Raw genomic sequence first — 18,771 nt, forward strand, 5'->3', positions numbered from 1 at the left:
AATATGTTTATCTTACTGAATTGAAAATATAGATTTTATGTCTTTATTTTCATAAATTTATCTCATAATCTCTTTTGATACAACAGAAATTATTATCTAACAAAACAACTGTGCAAAAGTACAGTATTTTGAATAAAATGCTTTTTTTCATCTTTAAATAGGTCTAGAATCCCCGCTGGACAATTTCTCCAGAGGCACTAATAAGCGATGAAAGCTAAGTTTACAGGTCATGACACTTTCCCTCTGCGCTATGGATGGCTATTCAAGGCAGTTAATCATTTGAATTCAAATGGTAAATTCTCAAGTTCTGATGAAGACAGCATTCGTCAATCGATAGTTGAACTTGGTGTTGGTAAAAATATGGTTAAAGCTATTCAGTATTGGGCTGAAGCTTCTAACGTGATCCATTCTGAACGATCAAATAATTCATTTACTCATGCTGTGTCACAAAATGGCGAATATCTTTTTGGTGGTGAAAGCTTAGAGGATGGAAGAGATCCTTATTTAGAATTGCCTGGTTCAATTTGGTTAGTTCATTTCTGGTTAAATTTTAATGTTGAACATTTGACGGCTTACCGTTACTTTTTTAATTTTGCAAATGTGCAACATTTTGAAAAAACAAAGCTAATCGCTGATTGTTTTGAAGATGCGAAAAAACTGGTTGATAGTGAACTAGGTAATATATCTACTATCAAGAAAGACATTGACTGCTTTTTGAATACCTATAGTAAAAAGCTCAAAGCTACTCCATCGAAAAAAAGTATCAACATAGATGAAGACCATTTTATTTCGCCTTTGTCTGAATTAAATTTGATACAAGATAACGGCGGCGGTTTTTACATTAGCAATCTATCTGAACGTCCTGAACTACCTATCGAAATATTTACTTATGCCCTGCTTGAGTTTTTTAAAACTGAAACTGTTGATTCTAAAGTCAGCACTGTCGATTTCGACTCATTATTGAGTAAACCCTGTTCACCCGGTCGTATATTCCGTTTGTCTGAATCTGGGCTTGGTCAAAAACTCGATGAAGTTCAGAACTTTACAGACAAAAACATTTCGTGGGTCGATTCATTAGGATTAAGGCAAGTCAACGTTTCTGATTATGCAAAGACCAACAGCACTCTCTATTTGAATCAATATTATGGCACTAAAAATGACTGAATCACTCATAACTATCAACCAGCGTTATAAAAGCTCAACCCGTATTGATGGTGATAGCGAAGATTTACGGTCCTTTATTGACGATTTTATTCTTCATGGTACTGCCGTTAATGTGCTTGATACTGTCAGTCGCGAATACGACGCTAATGCACAAAGGGTATATACCATTACAGGGCCTTATGGTTCAGGTAAATCTACCGTCGCGTTATTTTTATCATGTTTATTATCTACTGATACTAAGTTACGCGAGTACGCTACGGCAAAGTTACAATCATCGCCTGTCCTTTTGTCTGAATTCAAGAAAAGATTTGCTATCAACATTGGTTGGAAAACGGTTAAACATGTTTGTGGTTTAGAGTCACCTGCAAACAGTATTTTACAAAGTTTGTATATTGCACTTGGTATAACGCACGATGTGAATATAATTGCAGACTTAACTGACGATGAATGTCTTTCTGAAATTAAACTGGCTCTGTCTTCAACGCAAAGTAATGATGATGGTGTATTAATTTTACTCGATGAAATGGGCAAGGCTTTAGATTACCAATCACGCGCTAATAAGGACTTACATTTATTCCAAGCATTAGCTGACGTAGTTCAACAAGCTAATCGCCCTGTATTGATGATAGGTTTCTTACATCAAGCTTTTTCTGATTACGCTAAAAATAAAGATGCTAAAACTCAGCAAGAATGGAGTAAAGTTCAGGGGCGCTATCGAGATCTTAGTTTTAATCCATCAATTGACGAATCATTAATCCTCGTTGGTGACTCGATAACACGATCAGCTGAAATTTCCGTAAAAATAGAAAGCAAGTATGCAAAGTTAGTCAATGTCGTCAGCAGTACTTTCGCTAATCAAAATCGGAATGTTGGTGCGTTAACCGATACTCTGCCACTTGACCCTATTGTCAGTTTACTTTTAGGCCCTGTTTCAAGACGCCGCTTCTCACAAAATGAGCGTAGCTTATTCGGTTTTCTTGCATCACATGAAAAGTATGGTTTTCGTGAGTTCCTAGAAGATAACTATACACAACCTCAAGATGACTTGGTTTTATACAGGCCAGAAATGTATTGGGATTACCTTCACCATAATTTGCATCACTTAATTGTTACATCGCATGATAGTAAGGCTTGGTTGGAAGGTTGTGATGCTATATATCGCGCAGAACAAAAAGCAGAAGGTAGTGAGCTACATGTTTCTATAACTAAGGTTATTTCATTACTGACGATATTTGGTTTTCATCATCAATTACATGCTAAAAAAGATTTTTTAAAAAAATACTTTGTAAATCGTGGTTATAAAAATACTGAAATAGCTAAAGCGTTAGATGATTTACAAACATGGACTGTCATTATTTACCGACAGAAACATGATGCTTTGTTTGTATTCCAAGGTAGTGATATCGATATCAACACATTGATAAGTGAGCGTGTTGAAGCTGTTAGTCAAGGTGTTGATTGGACTAGCGTTTGTGACTTGCCGCAAAATATATTAGCGACGGCACACTATCACAAAACAGGAACAATGCGATGGGCAACAACTAAGCTCATCAATAAAGTCGAAAAATCGTTACTTGAACAGCTCTGTACTGAGCCGAAAACAGGCGAAGCTTTCCTTACTTTTGTTTTATCGGTATCACCCGATGTGACAGAAAAGTTTAAAGAAATTGCATCAAACTTAAGCCATTGCGTTATCGGTGAGTATGGCGATTTTAGCATTTTACAAACAGCTGCAATTGAGCTGATAGCACTTAAACAAATCCTTAAAGATGAGCAGAAAATCACACATGACTTGATCGCCAAGAACGAGTTAGAAAACCGCATCATCTTTGCTCAACAAAATGTAGAAAAAGAACTGCAACACATCTACAAAAATGCACAGTGGACGCATTGGAATAACCCATTACCGCCCTCATCTCCTCTTACTTCATTGGCGTCTGTGATTGCAGAAGAAATCTATCACAAAGCACCAATTGTAATTAATGAATTAGTTAACCGCTCTAAACCTTCTGGTAGTGCAAACAGTGCCATTCGTAAATTGATGAATGCAATGTTTGTAAATGGCGATAAAAAAGATTTAGGTTTCGATGAAACTAGCTTCCCACCAGAGAAAGGCTTATATCTATCGTGCTTAAAGAGCAAAGGTTGGCATAATTATACTCCTGAGGGTTATTTATTCCCCAAAACATGGAGTAAAGAAACCAAAGATGCCAATCCAAAGATGCATGCACTTTGGCAAGATGGTTTTACTTTTATTAAAGAGAACTCAACCACAGCACATGTTTCCATCGCACAGTTATATGAACGTTGGATGTTGCCACCTTTTGGCTTAACAACCGGACTTTGTCGTATCTATGGACTAGCGTTGTTAAAATCACTAGAGGGACAAATTGCCTTTTATGATTGGGATTCTACAAATCAGTTTATTTTTATTCCTGAATTAGATGAGGAACTGGTTAATAAAATCTATAAGCATCCACATGAAGCTGCGGTACGATATTTTGAAATATCTGATATTCAGAGTCATTTGTTAGAAAATTTAGCTCAAGCTACAATCGGAAATGCTAAGACTGACAGTGCTATTTTGAATATAGCAAAACACATTGTTGGAATAGTTCATAAGCTACCATCTTGGGTTAAAAAAACCAGCGGCGAGAGCTTTAGCGGCAGCCAACAAAATGGCTTAACTAAAGAAGCAAGAGACTTTAGAAATAAAGTCATTGGCGCTAGCGATCCCTTTAAGCTTATCTTAGAAGATTTACCTGCTGTATTTGGTTTTGATAAAAATGACCCCGTTTTAGAAGATCAATTGGGTTATAAGCTGAGAACGGCAATTGAAGATTTAAGTGCTCAAAATGATATTTTATATAATGGATTCAAACAAATAATCATTGATACATTAGGTGAAGAATTTAATAAAAATCTCAAAACACGTTGCGAATTTGTTGAGAGCATAGCTAAGCGACCTAATGTCAAAGAGCTTGCTAAACGAATAGGCCAATGCATTAATAACCCGAGTAAATTTGAATTTGTTATTAATCTTGCAACGGGTGCACCTGAGCGTAATTGGACCGATAAACATCTTCGTAACGGCTTAGATGAATTGCAAAACTTATGTGTTCAATTTAGACGTATTGAATCATTTGGTAATTTACAAACTAAAGGTAGTTCAAAACCTTTGGCATTCATCACTACGAATAGTGAAGGTAAGCATCAAGAATTTGGTGGTTTTATACAGTACGATTTAGAAATGGATAGCGACGTTTTACAAGTGGTAGAAAAAATAAAGTCGTCTTTCTCTGATTTATCTAAAGAGAAACAATTGGCCGCTTTAACTAACTTGCTAACAAATTTGATGGAACAAAGTGAAAGCGGAACAGAGGTTGTTAATGACTGAAAAAGTTAAACATGTTCTAGGGTTGTCTGGCGGCAAAGACAGTAGCGCCTTAGCATTATTTGTCAAAGAAACGTATCCAGAATTAGAGGTTGAATACTTCTTTACCGATACCGGCTACGAGCTGCCAGAAACCAACGAGTTTATTGATCAGCTTGAAGAAAAGCTGGGTTATATTCACCGTTTAAATGCACGATCATTGAACAATATTGAAGGTCGTGGCGAAAAAGACTTTGCTCACTTGTTAAAAGAGCATGGTAACTACCTGCCCTCACAGCGTGATCGCTGGTGTACCGTGCAAATGAAACTAAAACCATTTGAACAATGGTTAGATAGTTTTATTCGTGATGGTTATAAGATTAAAAACTACGTTGGAATTCGAGCTGACGAGCCTGAAAGAACGGGATACATGACCATAGAGAAACCTATTGAGTCTGTATTTCCTTTCAGAGAGCATGGCATTGTTAGAAGTGATATTGAAAATATCCTTCAACGTAATGGGTTAGAGCTTCCTGAATATTACAAGTGGCGTTCACGTTCGGGTTGTACTTTTTGCTTCTATCAGCGAAAAATTGAATGGGTAAAGCTGATGGAAAAGCACCCTACATTATTTGAAGAAGCTAAAGCTTTTGAGAAAGGTGATGACAACAATAGCACTACTGGTGAGCGCTTTTATTGGATGGGCCAAGGTCAACCTCTTGAAACCTTAGAAGATCCAGAAGTACAAAAACGTATCATTGAAAACCATGAGAAAAAAGTCGCTCGTTTTAATAAAAAGAAACGTAGTAACGCTTTATTAGGTGATTTTGGTGGTGTATGTAATTTTGGTGAACTAGACGACATATACGATGAAGCCGAAGGTGGCGGAGCTTGTGTAACCTGTTATAAATAAATAAAAAGCGACTATCTAGTCGCTTTTTTTACAGCTTTGATAAATATATCAATTTGTTCAAATGTCACATCAAGTGGAAAACTAAGTCTAATAGTACCTTCAGCTTGTTCACGCGTTAAACCTAGAGATGTTAATACATGCGAAGCTTCGATTTCTTTTGAAGAACAAGCTGAGCCTTGAGCTAAACTAATTGTCTGATCATTTTCTCTGATCATTAACGCTACGTTGGTATTCAAAAGTGTTAAGGACAAACAATGAGGTAAGGCTTTAGTTCGGCCATTTATGTTAAAGCCAATCCCTTCATTACTGAGCCCTTCAATTAAGTACTCTTTTATGCGCATTTCAGAAAACGATTGGTAATATTTCGGGAATAAATCAATTGCGGTTCCATAACCAATAATCAAAGGCGCAGCAATTGTTCCGCCCCTCAAACCTTGCTCTTGGCCAGCGCCATGAATAACTGGCAAAAGTTTTCTGTGGCGTAAATCTCGTATGTAGATCGCGCCAATGCCTTTTGGGCCACCGACTTTGTGTGCTGAAAATGACATGACATCTATATTAAAATTATCGACATCGATCTCTGTTTTTCCATAACTCTGGGCTGCATCTGAATGGAATATAATATTGTTTTCAGAGCATAATTTACCGATTTCACCAATCGGATTAATTGTGCCTAATTCGTTATTAACGTGCATGATTGACACTAATGCCGTTTTTTCGTTAATGGCATCCTTAACATCATTCGGGCAAATAATGCCATCTACATTAGGTTTAATGTAAGTCACTTCAAAACCAATCGATTTAAAATAATCACATATCGCTAATACGCACTTGTGCTCAATTGTGGATGTGACTATATGGTTTTTTCCTGTAGGGATGTCACCACTTAACAGCAAGCTTTTAAAAGCGATGTTATTTGATTCCGTTGCGCCACTAGTAAACACAATTTCACTTGGATAAGCGCCAATTGAATCCGCTAGTTTTTCTCTTACTTGATCAATTTCTTTTTGAACAATTGAACCCATTAAATGACTGGATGCTGAATTTGCATAAAATGTCTCAAAAGCATTCATCAGAGATATTTTAACTTCAGGCAATAAAGGATATGAGGCTGCGGTATCAAAATAGATCATGGGAGTATTTATCGATAAAATATTTGTACAAAGATTACCACATGTTGGACTCTACGATTATGAAAAATTCAATAAAATACAACAATCCATAACATAATCTTGGTGTTTTTTATTTTGAAAAACCATCACTTTCTTTGCTTAGCAAACACTTGCCCTAAAGGTTCAAAATACTCCATCATAGCTTGATTTATTCACACCCATGCCAGCCAATGAAACCATGAACACCTTTGCAAGATTAAAGCAGGTATTAAATGACTCTGATTTTGTGTAAATCATAAACACCTACCATTTAGCACTTCTCTAAAAAGCCACTCGCGAGTGGCTTTTTTATGCGTTTTTTAATCGGTCTCTCTATTACGCTCTTTCCGCCAAACTGGCTTAAATTACTGTCCGCTAATACAAATTGATACACAAAATGATTACGGTTAAATTTAACACGTTGTTAATATAAATTATCAGTTTTACCTTTACCTCTCGCATACTTTCCACCTTATTAAACTGATAAATAATTGATTGTGCCTAGTACGATACAAAGTAAACAATGTCCGCGCCTAACAATAACAACACAGGATATTAAAATAGTCATGCCTTTAAAAAACAATAAGATTAATGCGATTTCATTCGCCCTTAGCCTAATTTTAGGTACCACTTTTATCACCCCAGCGATTGCCCAAGACACGCTGATTTTAGCCGATGCGTATATCGACGTAGCCAAAGGTAAAAGCATTAATGATGCTGCGATTATCGTATCAAACAATCAAATCATTAAGGTTACCACCGCGACAAACATCAACAATAAAGCCGATTACAGTTTGATTGATCTTAAGGGTAAAACGCTGGTGCCTGGTGTGATGGATATGCACGTGCATTTATCCTTTGATGCCGAAGATAACTTTTTAGAGTCGATGAATTATTCAGTGCCAAGGCAAACTGTTAAAGCTGTTAAAAATGCTCAGAAAACCTTGTTAGCGGGTTTTACCACAGTGCGGGACTTAGGCGCATCGGGTTATTCCGTTATTGCCACTCGTGATGGAATTGATGCTGGCGATATTCCTGGGCCCCGTATTTGGGCTGTGGGCCATGCAATTGGGATCACTGGCGGGCATTGCGATGATAACTTCCCTGCACCAGAAGCCCATGCAAAAGCTCAAGGTGTTGCAGACGGCCCTTGGGAGGTACGCACTAAAGTACGTGAAAACATTAAATACGGTGCCAATGCGATTAAAGTCTGTGCCACTGGTGGGGTATTTTCTAAAGGTACTCAAGTTGGTGCGCAGCAAATGACTTACGAAGAACTCAAATCTGCTGCAGATGAAGCGCATATGCGCGGCCTTGTTATCGCCGCCCATGCTCATGGTACCAGCGGCATTAAAGATGCAATACGCGCAGGTATCGATAGCATTGAACATTGTAGTTTTATGGATGATGAAGCCATAAAGATGGCAATAAAAGCAGGCACGTATTTGTCTTGCGACATTTACAACACCGAATACACCCTCGCCTATGGCGCGGCTAACGGCGTACCAGAAGCCAATATCAACAAAGAAAAGCAAGTGTCGCAAGCTCAGCGCGACAGCTTTAGAAAAGCCGTTAAGGCTGGCGCTAAGATGGTGTTTGGTTCCGATGCCGCTATTTATCCTCATGGCGATAACGGTAAGCAGTTCTCGCGCATGGTGACCTTTGGTATGACGCCTATTCAAGCGCTGCAGGCCGCAACAATTAACAGTGCAGCCTTGATAAAACAAGATAATCTAGGCCAGATTAAAGCAGGATTTATGGCAGATATTATCGCTGTCGATGGTAATCCGCTGGATAACATTAGCTTGATGGAAAACGTCACCTTTGTGATGAAAGACGGGGTGGTATACAAACAGCTTTAGAGCATAAGCTAAAGGCTATCGCTATCTAAAATATGTTTCTAAATGAGTTTCTAACATTAGTATCTTAAGGCTGCTATTAGCTTGGATATACTTAGCAGTTTAGTCCTGATGACTTATCTCAGGACTAGACTAGCAACAACATACCAAGGCCTAGCTTAATCGCTTGGCCTTTTTTAATTATTTTATAATCTAAGTGAGCAGATATGACTTGTAGGGATTTAATAACAAGACCTTGTGACTAAAGGTTGTTTACCTTGTGATGGACTGCTTTTACACGCTAGGTTTTTATTAACTCAAGATGATTATTCGTCCAAAGGCTATTACTGGCTCAAGGCTGTTAGTCGGCTCAAGGCTGTTATTTGACTGATGCCTATTGTCGACTCAACGCTGAACCTTAATATATCGTATACTAAGCTGTCTAGTCCTGATGACTTATCGCAGAACGGAACTAGCAACAACATACCAAGGCCTGGCTTAATCGCTTGGCCTTTTTTTATTATTTTATAATCTAAGAAACTGATATGACTTGTAGGGATGTAATGACAAGACCTTATGACTAAAGGCTGTTTGCCTTGTTATGGACTGCTTTTACACGCTAGGTTTTTATTAACTCAAGATGATTATTCGTCCAAAGGCTATTACTGGCTCAAGGCTGTTAGTCGGCTCAAGGCTGTTATTTGACTGATGCCTATTGTCGACTCAACGCTGAACCTTAATATATCGTATACTAAGCTGTCTAGTCCTGATGACTTATCGCAGAACGGAACTAGCAACAACATACCAAGGCCTGGCTTAATCGCTTGGCCTTTTTTTATTATTTTATAATCTAAGAAACTGATATGACTTGTAGGGATGTAATGACAAGACCTTATGACTAAAGGCTGTTTGCCTTGTTATGGACTGCTTTTACACGCTAGGTTTTTATTAACTCAAGATGATTATTCGTCCAAAGGCTATTACTGGCTCAAGGCTGTTAGTCGGCTCAAGGCTGTTATTTGACTGATGCCTATTGTCGACTCAACGCTGAACCTTAATATATCGGCTACTTTTGTCCATTCTGCTTATCAAACGCTAGCCCTAAAGGTTCAAAATATTCCATCATGGCTTGATATATTTCACGACAGTGTTGTGCGTCGGGATAAGCGCCATGCTTAGCAAGTGGCGAATCAATAGTGCTGTTAACTAGGTACGGATTGGATATGTTGGCATAATCCTGTGAATACATTTCAATGCAAGATTCAAAGGCGCGCGCCATCATTTCGGTCGGTTTAGCAAAGTAATGGCTGCGTTGCTGCTTATCGAGCGCGATGGAACGCCGCACATAATCGTGTGGCTCTTGGCCGTTGGCACTCAGCAAGGTCACTTTAAATAAGCTAGAGAGTTTTTTATTCAGCGGGTGGGCGATTATGGATTTATCGGCCAGCCAATTGTCGCTGGCGCAAGCAAATAAATTGGCACGACTGAAGTTAGTCCGAGTTGTATTGGTAGTTTGCTCTGATAATATAAGCGACGACAAATACGGGTCTAATATACTGTCGTCGATAAACATTTTATCAGCAATATAGTGATCGAATGCATGCCAAAACTCATGAGCCAACGCCCCTGCTCCGGCATTTTTGGCTAATGCCAGTTCTCGGTATGCTGGCGAATAATGAGCTTGCACACCTTTTTGGCCACCATGGCCAAAGGCAAAACGTAAGCTACCGCGTAAACCAATCAATTCTGGTGGTACCGCTAAGATGTTGGCTAAATCTGCTAGCGAATCAAAAATTAAATTTGCCGCCAGCGCCGATTCCTCACGGTTAACCCATTTTCCAACACGGATATGCTGCAAACCAAAAGTGTGTTTAATGTCGAGAAAACTGACCGAATCGCCATTTCGATAGTCGGGCCCGATACGTTCAAAATGACGTTGATGATTTAATAATGAATGATGTGAAGCCAAACATACCTCTATTGTCACTAAAGCGATTGCCAAAAATGTTTACACAAAAACGAATGCTGAACCTAGTGACTAATTATGCCATGTTTAACGCCATAAACCGCCCTATAAAAATAAAGTGATAGTATAAAATACCGCTAACGTAGGCTAATACCACCAGCACACGACTAGAATAACTATTCATAATTATGCAAAAATAAAAGTATTACCCTCGGTAAATTTTTAACCGTCATTCATTTTAATGCATATTCACTCAAAATAAGTCTGCGCAGGTTACATAAAAGTGACCTATAAAACACCGAGCGTATTTTACTCTGCCATTAAGTGTCTATTACGATACTCACTAAGTGACCTATTACGTCCACCAGCATTATATGGCTCGTCTAGATTACGATTCTGTATTATGCATCTACATTACGGCTATTTATTACGGCTCTTCATCACGACCCTTTATTGCTTCTCTTCAATACGACTCATCATTACTTCCCTTTATTACAAGATGCGCCTAAAGGGTAAACAACAGTATTGGGGGTCAGTTAAGTATCACTAATTGGATTCCTATTTAAGCTCGTTAGCAGTACGATGGTTTACGATTGATTTTTCATGGAGGATTTATGATTTATACCACGACTGAAACCATTCCTGGTCGGGACATTATCGAGATTGTCGGCGTTGTAACCGGTAATGTGGTTCAATCTAAACATATTGGTCGAGACATTATGGCCGGCTTAAAAAGCATTGTTGGTGGCGAAATACGCGGTTACACCGAAATGTTATCTGATGCCAGAGATGTCGCAATTAATCGTTTAGTTGCCAGCGCGGCCCAAAAAGGGGCTGATGCGATTGTGGGGATCCGCTTTACAACAAGTGCCATTATGGATGGGTCGTCTGAAATTATGGCTTTTGGTACAGCAGTGAAATTAGGGCCAAGCAGATAAATAAGCCTGAAACTAAACTCATTAATTGATCGATAACTTAATTCATATGAGGCACGCTCGCCTAGAGCAAATACGCAGCTAAGTGTTTATCAGCTCTTAGCTACATGTTTCGCTTAGTGTTAAACACGATTATTTTAATCTTAATGTTGCCCGAGCTTAACGCCGAAATACCTCTATTGATCCAACGTAACTAATATGACCAAGCATAACGAGTATGACCAAACATAACGAATAGGTGATTTTATGATTAACAATATTTTTTTAGCCGTTGCCGTCTTGTTGGCTTCTGCTCATGCTTATGCGGTAGAAAGCCTTATCACTGTTGAAAGCCATTACTCGGCCAAAGAAACGGCAGATAGGTTTGAGTCGATCATAAAAGACAAAGGGTTTACGGTTTTTTCCAGGATTGATCATCAAAAAAATGCCGCCGGTGTGAACTTAACTCTGAGACCAACTGAAGTGATTATTTTCGGTAACCCTAACATCGGTACTCAATTAATGCAGTGTAACCAACTTGTCGCGATTGACTTGCCACAAAAGGTATTGATTAGCGAGGATGCTGATAACAAGGTTTGGCTGTCGTATAACAATCCGCAGTACATTAAACAGCGTCATAGTATTACAGGTTGCGATGAAGTCATTAATAAAATTTCTGGTGCTCTTAATACGTTAAGCATTGCTGCAACGTCTAAGTAATCTGAACTAGGGTAACTTGGACAAGAATGACCTGAACTAGAAATAGTAAACGCCTCTCAACAGCCATTTGCCTTGCTAACTGCGTTATTCATTACACAACAAGGGTTGCAATAGACCTGCTATTGCAACCCTTGTTAGCAATGCAAATGACAAGCTTAGTTATGGTTATGTTATTGGTTATGGTATTGGTTATGGTGTTTCAGAGAATAAACGCATCCCTTTACTGCCACAGTGGCACGATTAAACTATTAACCTACAGAACTACGGAACTACGGCAAGGTGATAATGATTAACGATGTACAGTTGTATATATCAGCAGTACTGGGTAGATAAATTTAGAGGTGTTTAATGAATAGTGAAGTAGTTTTAATTTCCGGTGCGAATAGAGGCATTGGTTTAGCGTTAACTGAGCAATATCTTATCAACGGTTGCAGCGTCATAGCGACCTGTAGAGATATCGCTACAGCGACTGGGCTTATGACGTTAAAGGCTCATTTTGCTGACAAATTATTGATTGAGTCAGTGGATATCACGAGCTCTGAATCAATCCAACGCTTAGCGAATAATCTCAGCCAGCAAAATATTAGTCTCGATTTAATTGTTAATAATGCGGGCTTTTTAGATCGAGATAATCACAGTATTCATGCGATCGATTATGCTGACGCTGAAATGTGTTTTAAAGTAAACGCGCTCGGGCCATTATTTTTAACCCATTGTTTAATAAACCTGCTGAATAAAACACGTTTATGCAAAATAGCGATTATCTCTTCTTCAAAGGGAGCGCTATCACAAGAACAAGGTGTCGATTGGTATGGTTACCGAATGTCTAAAGCCGCAGCCAATATGTTAACTGTGAATTTAGCGACTGAACTGGTTAATGCTAACGTCGCGGTGGTATCTGTTCATCCTGGCTGGGTGCAAACTGATATGGGCGGCAGCTCTGCAAGTGTTAGCGTTAACGATTCCGCACTTGGAATTATCAAAGTGATCAACAATTTATCGATCCACAATACCGGTCAGTTTTATGATGTTAGCGGCGAACAACTGCCGTTCTAATCAGCGTATCATCGCGCAACACTCTTTGGACAACTGAAACTCACTATTTTCGAGTGTTAATGCTTAAACGTTAAATCCATTACATTAAATTATTAAAAGGATAAGTTTTAATAATTTAATGTTTAAGGATACTCGCTGTATATTACTCTTATCGAACATAATTAATCATTAATACGCACACTTCACCCGGCAATGTAACCAATTGTTTATCCGACTTTATACCCGAGTGCTTGCACATTTAATGATGCGATTCAGAGATATTGCTAAAAGAGAAATAGATGAAATTTTTACACACCATGTTGAGAGTTGTTGACCTAGCGAAATCAATCGAGTTTTACACCAATGTACTGGGCATGAAAGTGTTAGAAACAACCGAAAACAAAGAGTATCGCTACACCTTAGTCTTTGTCGGTTATGGCACTCAAGCAGACAGCACCACAATTGAATTAACCTATAACTGGGATACCAATGAGTATGACCAAGGTAATGCTTTTGGTCATATTGCGCTGGGTGTAGAGGATATTTATAGTGCCTGTAATGACATTAAAGCACGCGGTGGCAAAGTCACCCGTGAACCAGGACCGGTAAAAGGTGGCACAACCCACATCGCCTTTATCGTCGATCCTGATGGATACCAAATTGAACTCATCCAAATTAGTCAGTAAAGAGGAATACACAATGAAAGATTCACTATTTCAACCGATACAACTCGGTAAAATTTCTTTAAAAAATCGTATTGTTATGCCTCCAATGACGCGATCGCGCGCCTCTCAGCCAGGTAATGTTGCCAACGATATGATGGCTGAATATTATGCTCAACGCGCTTCAGCGGGCCTTATTGTGAGTGAAGGTACCCAGATTTCAGCCATGGGCCAAGGTTATGCTTGGACGCCAGGTATTTATTCTCCAGAACAAATAGCCGGATGGCAAAAAGTCACCAACGCTGTGCATGCAAAAGGCGGCACTATCTTCGCCCAACTTTGGCATGTTGGCCGCGTGACTCACCCAGATAATATCAATGGCAAGCAACCTATTTCGTCTTCTGCACTAAAAGCACAAAATGTAAAAGTGTTTGTGGATAATGGTACTGACGAACCTGGTTTTGTTGACGTGGTTGTGGCGCGTGAAATGTCTAAAGCTGACATTGAACATGTTATTGGTGAATATCGCCAAGCGGCGTTAAATGCTATTGAAGCAGGTTTTGATGGCATAGAATTGCATGCTGCGAACGGTTATTTAATTAACCAGTTTATCGATTCTGAAGCGAATAATCGTATTGACGAATATGGTGGTAGTATGGAAAACCGCCTGCGTTTCTTAGGTGAAGTGGTTGGTGCAATGACTGATGCCATCGGTGCTGATCGTGTTGGTGTTCGTCTTGCGCCATTTACATCTTTAAATGGTACTGTTGATGCAACCCCCATTGCAACCTACACCGCAGCGGCAGTATTACTTAACAGTTTAAATGTGGTTTACATTCATTTTGCTGAAGTCGATTGGGATGATGCCCCGGAGACTCCTGCAGCGTTTAAAGATGCCGTTCGAGCGGCCTATAAAGGGATACTCATTTATGCTGGTCGTTACGACGGTGAAAAAGGCACACAGGCAATTAACGATGGCCTAGCTGATATGATTGGTTTTGGTCGACCATTTGTATCTAATCCTGATTTGCCAAACCGCATTAAGCATGGTTATCCATTAGCGGTGCACACACCAGAGACATTATTTGGTGGATCTGAAAAAGGCTTAACTGATTACCCACAATACAGCCCAAGTTAATAGCAATCGTGCTATTTAACTACGTGCTATTTAACTAATTGAGTATTATAGCGATTCTGACGTAACGTTAGGATCGCTTTGTGCTTATATACCGCTTATCAATCTGCATCTGTCTTTGTGTAAGGCTGTATCATTCAGCTTTGCCAAAATGTTGCTCCCTCTACCCCTGCCATAAGCTGGAAAAAATTTAATTAAACCAATGTTTGCGCGGTAGACCATTCTTATACTGGCCACTATGCCTGCTGCTGTGGGTTGGATAGCTTCCAAACTTGTAATTTTAGAGATGCACGGTGAAGTGTTTATTGATGCTAAAACTGAGTGGCGCTATTGATGCTAAAGCCGAGTGGCGATTTGATTAATCTCAGCATTAAACTGAGATTAATCAAAATTGAATTAACTAAAGTTTTCGTGGTAAGCAATCATAAAGTCTTCTCTTATTAACTGCTCTAAATGTATGGCGCGCTCTGTGGGGCAAAAAATCATAATATGCACATTTTGCTCGCCGTTAATGCCGCTAGTGATATGAATATGCGGTTCGCTGCCAGGTAAATCGACACCAGCATGTTTTTCTATTACGCCGTTGTAACGCTTAGCCACTTCAATAAAGTCTTCACAGTGCTGTTCTATTTGACGGGTTAACGACGGAAACAGTGTATAGAGATTAACAAACTGAACTACGGTAATCGTTATGTTGTGGTAAACATAACGTTTCATAAAGTTGAGGTTTTTAACCGCATAGGTAAAAAACATACTGTTAGGTAACGTCGCGGTTTTTCCTGTGTAATGGTATTGACCTTGATCGAGGTCGATCTCTTGGATCACTGTGGCCATTAAGTTATGTTCAATCACTTCGCCATATATTTTTCCCACTTCAATCCAATCACCAATCACAAATGAACGTGAACTCGCGCGTTGTATGGAGCCGGTAAAGCAAAGAATGATTTCTTTTGATGCTATCACTATGGCAATGGCAATGGCGGTGACTGACAGGGCAAATTTGCTAACTTCGGATTGCCAAAGTATGAACAAAATAACCAGTATTAAAATGAAGGTGCCATTTTTAGTGCGTGACATCCATTTCCGTTGCACATCAGAAAGAAAAGCGACGTCGCCACGAATACTTGAAATGATAAAACGTTTTATCATTGAGATAAGCATTATTATTAACACCGTTAATAATAATTTGTGTTCAAGAAAGAAATCGACGATCAAAGTTATATTATCTATCAAACCTGTTACCTACGTTGTTTGTGTTTTCACACTGATGGTGCTGAATTACGGACATTCCGGCCGTCACTCTATTGGCAATAGCAGCAGAAGACAAGGTAATTAGGCCATAACAGCATGAGGTCTAACCTGGTGCAGCATTTAACACTTAGTCAACTTCGGTAAACTTGCGCCTTAATAAACACGATAAAACCATTAATGTGGCTGACATTAATGGTTTTAAGCGTATCGACATGCGGAATAAAGAAATGAACATTTTGGGTGGTGATCATTTTAGTTAGTTTGGTAGTCAATAACCGTTGGTGTTATTGCTATAACATCATCATATGGATACCCCAAAGCATTTGGCTGCCCTTTTACTGGCTTAACATCTGAGTTGTCGCTTAGCTTAACCCCCCAATGATTATTACTAATACCTTCGAAAACGATATTAATTACCCCGTCACTTTCTTTAACCATCGCGGCAACGTGGTGCTTGGCCATAATGTCTCTTACCTTAGCTGAGCGTGTTGAGCACAAATCACACGCTTCTATATTGGTGACATTGTTAAAAAAAGTGGCATCGCCTGAAGGAACAAACCCCGCTACTGCTGACGGTTGATATTGAATAATGCCTGCGGGGGTGAAAAATGCGTTATTGACTCTAAATACCTTATCATCTGACTGCTGCACGATAGTGATATCGACATTGTCCTTAAAAAAATCACGGATTACGTCTTGCTGTATCAGCAATTTGTTGATGGCCTTAACCCTTTGGTTTCGGCATGATGTTTGATTGCACAGTACTCGATTGGGCAAACTGGTGACAAAATTGGGGTCGGCTTTAAATATGGCGTTACTCATTACACCTAAGTTGAAATTAGCAAAATCATTTTTATCCTCGGCAGAGGTAAATTTTGTAGGGTGCACATCAAGCAAACTATACGGTGAGGCTAATCCGGGCAATATTTCTGCAATGCCATTTTTAGGTAATAAACCCCGTAAATGATTTATTGTTGCACGGTACTCTTTATCAGAATCTGCAGTGAGGAAGTTTGGTAAGTTATTAGCGCAGACAACTATCGGCACTAGCAATGAGCATAACAAAAATAGATAAGTGGCTCTCATAGGTGAGTAACATCCTTTTAATGTCATCGTTAACGTCATTGTTAACGTCATTGTTGCTTAAGCAAAACACAATTTTGTTGTCATGATGTTATAAAAACAAGCAAAGTGAAAGCTGTACGTTGTCATTATTAGTACTCTTTACTCAATAATGTCGACTCGGTTAGAGTGCAGACTTCACAATAAACCGAGCACTCTGCACATGTATATTACTTAGCGCTAAACACGTGAACAATTATTGATGACAAGTTCATTCAGAACAAGCAGAGCCAATATAGTTATACCTCATTTGCTGTTAACTAGGTAAAACGATAACGCCGAGTTGCTCTAATAATTGCTCTTGTTGCCAGTCGCAGATTTTGACCCCGGTTAAGTTAACTCGACGAGGATCCAAACCGGTTAATTCACAATGTGATAGATCACAATATTGCATATCAAATTGTTGCCAGTTATTGGATGAAAATTCACCGCGACTTAAATCTGAACCTTTAAAAGAGGCCTTTTGTAAATTGGCGCCCGTCCAACGGTTTTCGAACAAGTCACATTTTTCAATGCATTGCTTTTCAAAGTCGGTATAAGACAAATTACAGCCGGTAATATACACCAAGCAAAAATAACTTTTGTGTGAAATCTGGTTTACAAAGCTGGTTTTTAAAAAACTGGCTCCTTGTAAATCACATTCTCTAAACTCGGCTCCAAAACCATTAGCACCTTGAAAGTTGGCCATGCCTAGCTTGCAATGTTTGAAACTGGCATCACGCAAATCGGCGTACTTAAATTGGCAACCTATACTGTCTCCTGCTTCAATAAACTTACAGTTGATGAATGTTGCATCCCTTAAGTCTGCACGACTGAAGTCGCAATGATAGAAATGACAATTTTCAAATGTGGTTTCAGGTAAAAGTTGTTGTGAGAAATCATGTTCACGAAAAGTTTGGTTGTTACTCATCAGGGCCTCCAAATTGACTATTGGCCAAGGTTAACATTGTAAAACAGCAAAAAACCAATTTATTAACACCATTAAAATCAACATATTACAAACCCCTCAAATAGCGATTTTAAGGGGCAAAAGAGACGTTTTGAGAGACTTTATATAGCATCACCCTAGTCGATTCCCTCGAAAAAACTTTTAACCACTTCACCAGCGACTGAATTAAATGACCTTTTGACTAAAAATCACTCAGCTTGATAACACATTTTGTCTGTTTTCTGAGTAAAAGCATAAATTCATTTAAACCGAAATGTTGGTATTTGCTTCAGCATTTTGGCCTAATTTGACAGCGAAAAACCATTAATGCTTAGGGATAAGTTTCACGGAATAGCATTTCTGTTAATCAGCAATTTATTTAAAACCTGATTATTACGCTTAATGGTCAATTGAGGGTTGGCAAGTCTCCTTTGATAAAAAGCAAAGAAAGGGAGCGCATAATCTCAATACTGCTTATCTATATTTATCTGTCCACGCAAATAAGTTGTGTAGCATTTATTGTTGCCAATATGGGGTACAGCCGATATTGCAATGGTTGTTAAAAACAACAACAACATCATGTTTCTACAAAATCCCCA

14 protein-coding genes are annotated in these 18,771 nt (G+C 38.9%); 9 read left to right on the plus strand and 5 right to left on the minus strand.

Annotation, left to right across the window (positions count from 1 at the left end; translation table 11 throughout):
- Positions 1 to 207: 207 nt before the first annotated feature.
- The 3 genes from SFRI_RS10750 to SFRI_RS10760 all read left to right on the plus strand — a co-directional run bounded on the left by SFRI_RS10750 (position 208) and on the right by SFRI_RS10760 (position 5,450).
- Positions 208 to 1,164: a DUF4007 family protein gene (locus tag SFRI_RS10750; RefSeq protein WP_011637545.1), complete on the plus strand. Its 957-nt coding sequence runs from the start codon at positions 208 to 210 to the stop codon at positions 1,162 to 1,164.
- Positions 1,165 to 1,450: 286 nt separating this feature from the next.
- On the plus strand, positions 1,451 to 4,561 hold the full coding sequence (locus SFRI_RS10755) for a hypothetical protein (protein WP_244262823.1): 3,111 nt from the start codon (positions 1,451 to 1,453) through the stop codon (positions 4,559 to 4,561).
- Entirely contained in the window at positions 4,554 to 5,450 is an 897-nt protein-coding gene (locus SFRI_RS10760; RefSeq protein ID WP_011637547.1) for a phosphoadenosine phosphosulfate reductase family protein, read from the plus strand. Before SFRI_RS10755 ends, SFRI_RS10760 begins: the two co-directional genes overlap by 8 nt.
- An 11-nt stretch (positions 5,451 to 5,461) precedes the next feature.
- Here SFRI_RS10760 and SFRI_RS10765 read toward each other — a convergent pair whose 3' ends face one another.
- Positions 5,462 to 6,583 (minus strand): cysteine desulfurase family protein, encoded by a 1,122-nt coding sequence (locus SFRI_RS10765; protein ID WP_041412966.1) that lies wholly within the window; start codon positions 6,581 to 6,583, stop codon positions 5,462 to 5,464.
- Positions 6,584 to 7,167: 584 nt separating this feature from the next.
- Here SFRI_RS10765 and SFRI_RS10770 point away from each other — a divergent pair.
- The gene (locus SFRI_RS10770; RefSeq protein WP_011637549.1) at positions 7,168 to 8,463 is read left to right on the plus strand and encodes a Xaa-Pro dipeptidase; all 1,296 of its coding nucleotides are present in this window, start codon (positions 7,168 to 7,170) and stop codon (positions 8,461 to 8,463) included.
- Between the two features lie 1,042 nt (positions 8,464 to 9,505).
- Here SFRI_RS10770 and SFRI_RS10775 read toward each other — a convergent pair.
- Entirely contained in the window at positions 9,506 to 10,408 is a 903-nt protein-coding gene (locus tag SFRI_RS10775) for a CLCA_X family protein (RefSeq protein ID WP_011637550.1), read from the minus strand.
- A gap of 611 nt (positions 10,409 to 11,019) precedes the next feature.
- Between SFRI_RS10775 and SFRI_RS10780 the strand changes: the two genes are divergently transcribed.
- From SFRI_RS10780 to SFRI_RS10800, 5 genes are all read left to right on the plus strand, one after another.
- Positions 11,020 to 11,343, plus strand: coding sequence for a heavy metal-binding domain-containing protein (locus SFRI_RS10780; protein WP_011637551.1), 324 nt, complete (start codon positions 11,020 to 11,022; stop codon positions 11,341 to 11,343).
- Positions 11,344 to 11,586: 243 nt separating this feature from the next.
- The gene (locus tag SFRI_RS10785) at positions 11,587 to 12,039 is read left to right on the plus strand and encodes a DUF302 domain-containing protein (protein ID WP_011637552.1); all 453 of its coding nucleotides are present in this window, start codon (positions 11,587 to 11,589) and stop codon (positions 12,037 to 12,039) included.
- Between the two features lie 348 nt (positions 12,040 to 12,387).
- Positions 12,388 to 13,095: an SDR family oxidoreductase gene (locus SFRI_RS10790; RefSeq protein WP_011637553.1), complete on the plus strand. Its 708-nt coding sequence runs from the start codon at positions 12,388 to 12,390 to the stop codon at positions 13,093 to 13,095.
- 278 nt (positions 13,096 to 13,373) lie between these two features.
- Positions 13,374 to 13,760 carry a lactoylglutathione lyase gene (gloA, locus tag SFRI_RS10795; protein WP_011637554.1) on the plus strand — a complete coding sequence of 129 codons (387 nt, stop codon included), beginning with the start codon at positions 13,374 to 13,376 and terminating at the stop codon, positions 13,758 to 13,760.
- Positions 13,761 to 13,773: 13 nt separating this feature from the next.
- Positions 13,774 to 14,874, plus strand: a complete 1,101-nt coding sequence (locus tag SFRI_RS10800; RefSeq protein WP_011637555.1) for an alkene reductase — start codon at positions 13,774 to 13,776, stop codon at positions 14,872 to 14,874.
- Positions 14,875 to 15,267: 393 nt separating this feature from the next.
- On the opposite strand, the gene SFRI_RS10805 is transcribed toward SFRI_RS10800, so the two are convergent.
- The 3 genes from SFRI_RS10805 to SFRI_RS10815 all read right to left on the minus strand — a co-directional run bounded on the left by SFRI_RS10805 (position 15,268) and on the right by SFRI_RS10815 (position 18,157).
- Positions 15,268 to 16,020, minus strand: a complete 753-nt coding sequence (locus tag SFRI_RS10805; RefSeq protein ID WP_425271576.1) for a mechanosensitive ion channel domain-containing protein — start codon at positions 16,018 to 16,020, stop codon at positions 15,268 to 15,270.
- Positions 16,021 to 16,374: 354 nt separating this feature from the next.
- Positions 16,375 to 17,208, minus strand: coding sequence for a hypothetical protein (locus SFRI_RS10810; protein WP_011637557.1), 834 nt, complete (start codon positions 17,206 to 17,208; stop codon positions 16,375 to 16,377).
- Positions 17,209 to 17,500: 292 nt separating this feature from the next.
- Complete coding sequence (locus tag SFRI_RS10815) at positions 17,501 to 18,157, minus strand: Qnr family pentapeptide repeat protein (RefSeq protein ID WP_150099423.1); 657 nt, start codon at positions 18,155 to 18,157, stop codon at positions 17,501 to 17,503.
- Between the last annotated feature and the right edge of the window lie 614 nt (positions 18,158 to 18,771).

This window comes from Shewanella frigidimarina NCIMB 400 (assembly GCF_000014705.1).
GTDB lineage: Bacteria > Pseudomonadota > Gammaproteobacteria > Enterobacterales > Shewanellaceae > Shewanella > Shewanella frigidimarina.

What these genes read in the sequence shown, in the direction of transcription:
- SFRI_RS10750 (WP_011637545.1), top strand. Translation starts at nt 208, where the DNA reads ATGAAAGCTAAGTTTACAGGTCATGACACTTTCCCTCTGCGCTATGGA.
- SFRI_RS10760 (WP_011637547.1), top strand. Translation starts at nt 4,554, where the DNA reads ATGACTGAAAAAGTTAAACATGTTCTAGGGTTGTCTGGCGGCAAAGAC.
- SFRI_RS10765 (WP_041412966.1), bottom strand. Translation starts at nt 6,583, where the DNA reads ATGATCTATTTTGATACCGCAGCCTCATATCCTTTATTGCCTGAAGTT.
- SFRI_RS10770 (WP_011637549.1), top strand. Translation starts at nt 7,168, where the DNA reads ATGCCTTTAAAAAACAATAAGATTAATGCGATTTCATTCGCCCTTAGC.
- SFRI_RS10780 (WP_011637551.1), top strand. Translation starts at nt 11,020, where the DNA reads ATGATTTATACCACGACTGAAACCATTCCTGGTCGGGACATTATCGAG.
- SFRI_RS10785 (WP_011637552.1), top strand. Translation starts at nt 11,587, where the DNA reads ATGATTAACAATATTTTTTTAGCCGTTGCCGTCTTGTTGGCTTCTGCT.
- SFRI_RS10790 (WP_011637553.1), top strand. Translation starts at nt 12,388, where the DNA reads ATGAATAGTGAAGTAGTTTTAATTTCCGGTGCGAATAGAGGCATTGGT.
- gloA (WP_011637554.1), top strand. Translation starts at nt 13,374, where the DNA reads ATGAAATTTTTACACACCATGTTGAGAGTTGTTGACCTAGCGAAATCA.
- SFRI_RS10800 (WP_011637555.1), top strand. Translation starts at nt 13,774, where the DNA reads ATGAAAGATTCACTATTTCAACCGATACAACTCGGTAAAATTTCTTTA.
- SFRI_RS10805 (WP_425271576.1), bottom strand. Translation starts at nt 16,020, where the DNA reads ATGATAAAACGTTTTATCATTTCAAGTATTCGTGGCGACGTCGCTTTT.
- SFRI_RS10810 (WP_011637557.1), bottom strand. Translation starts at nt 17,208, where the DNA reads ATGAGAGCCACTTATCTATTTTTGTTATGCTCATTGCTAGTGCCGATA.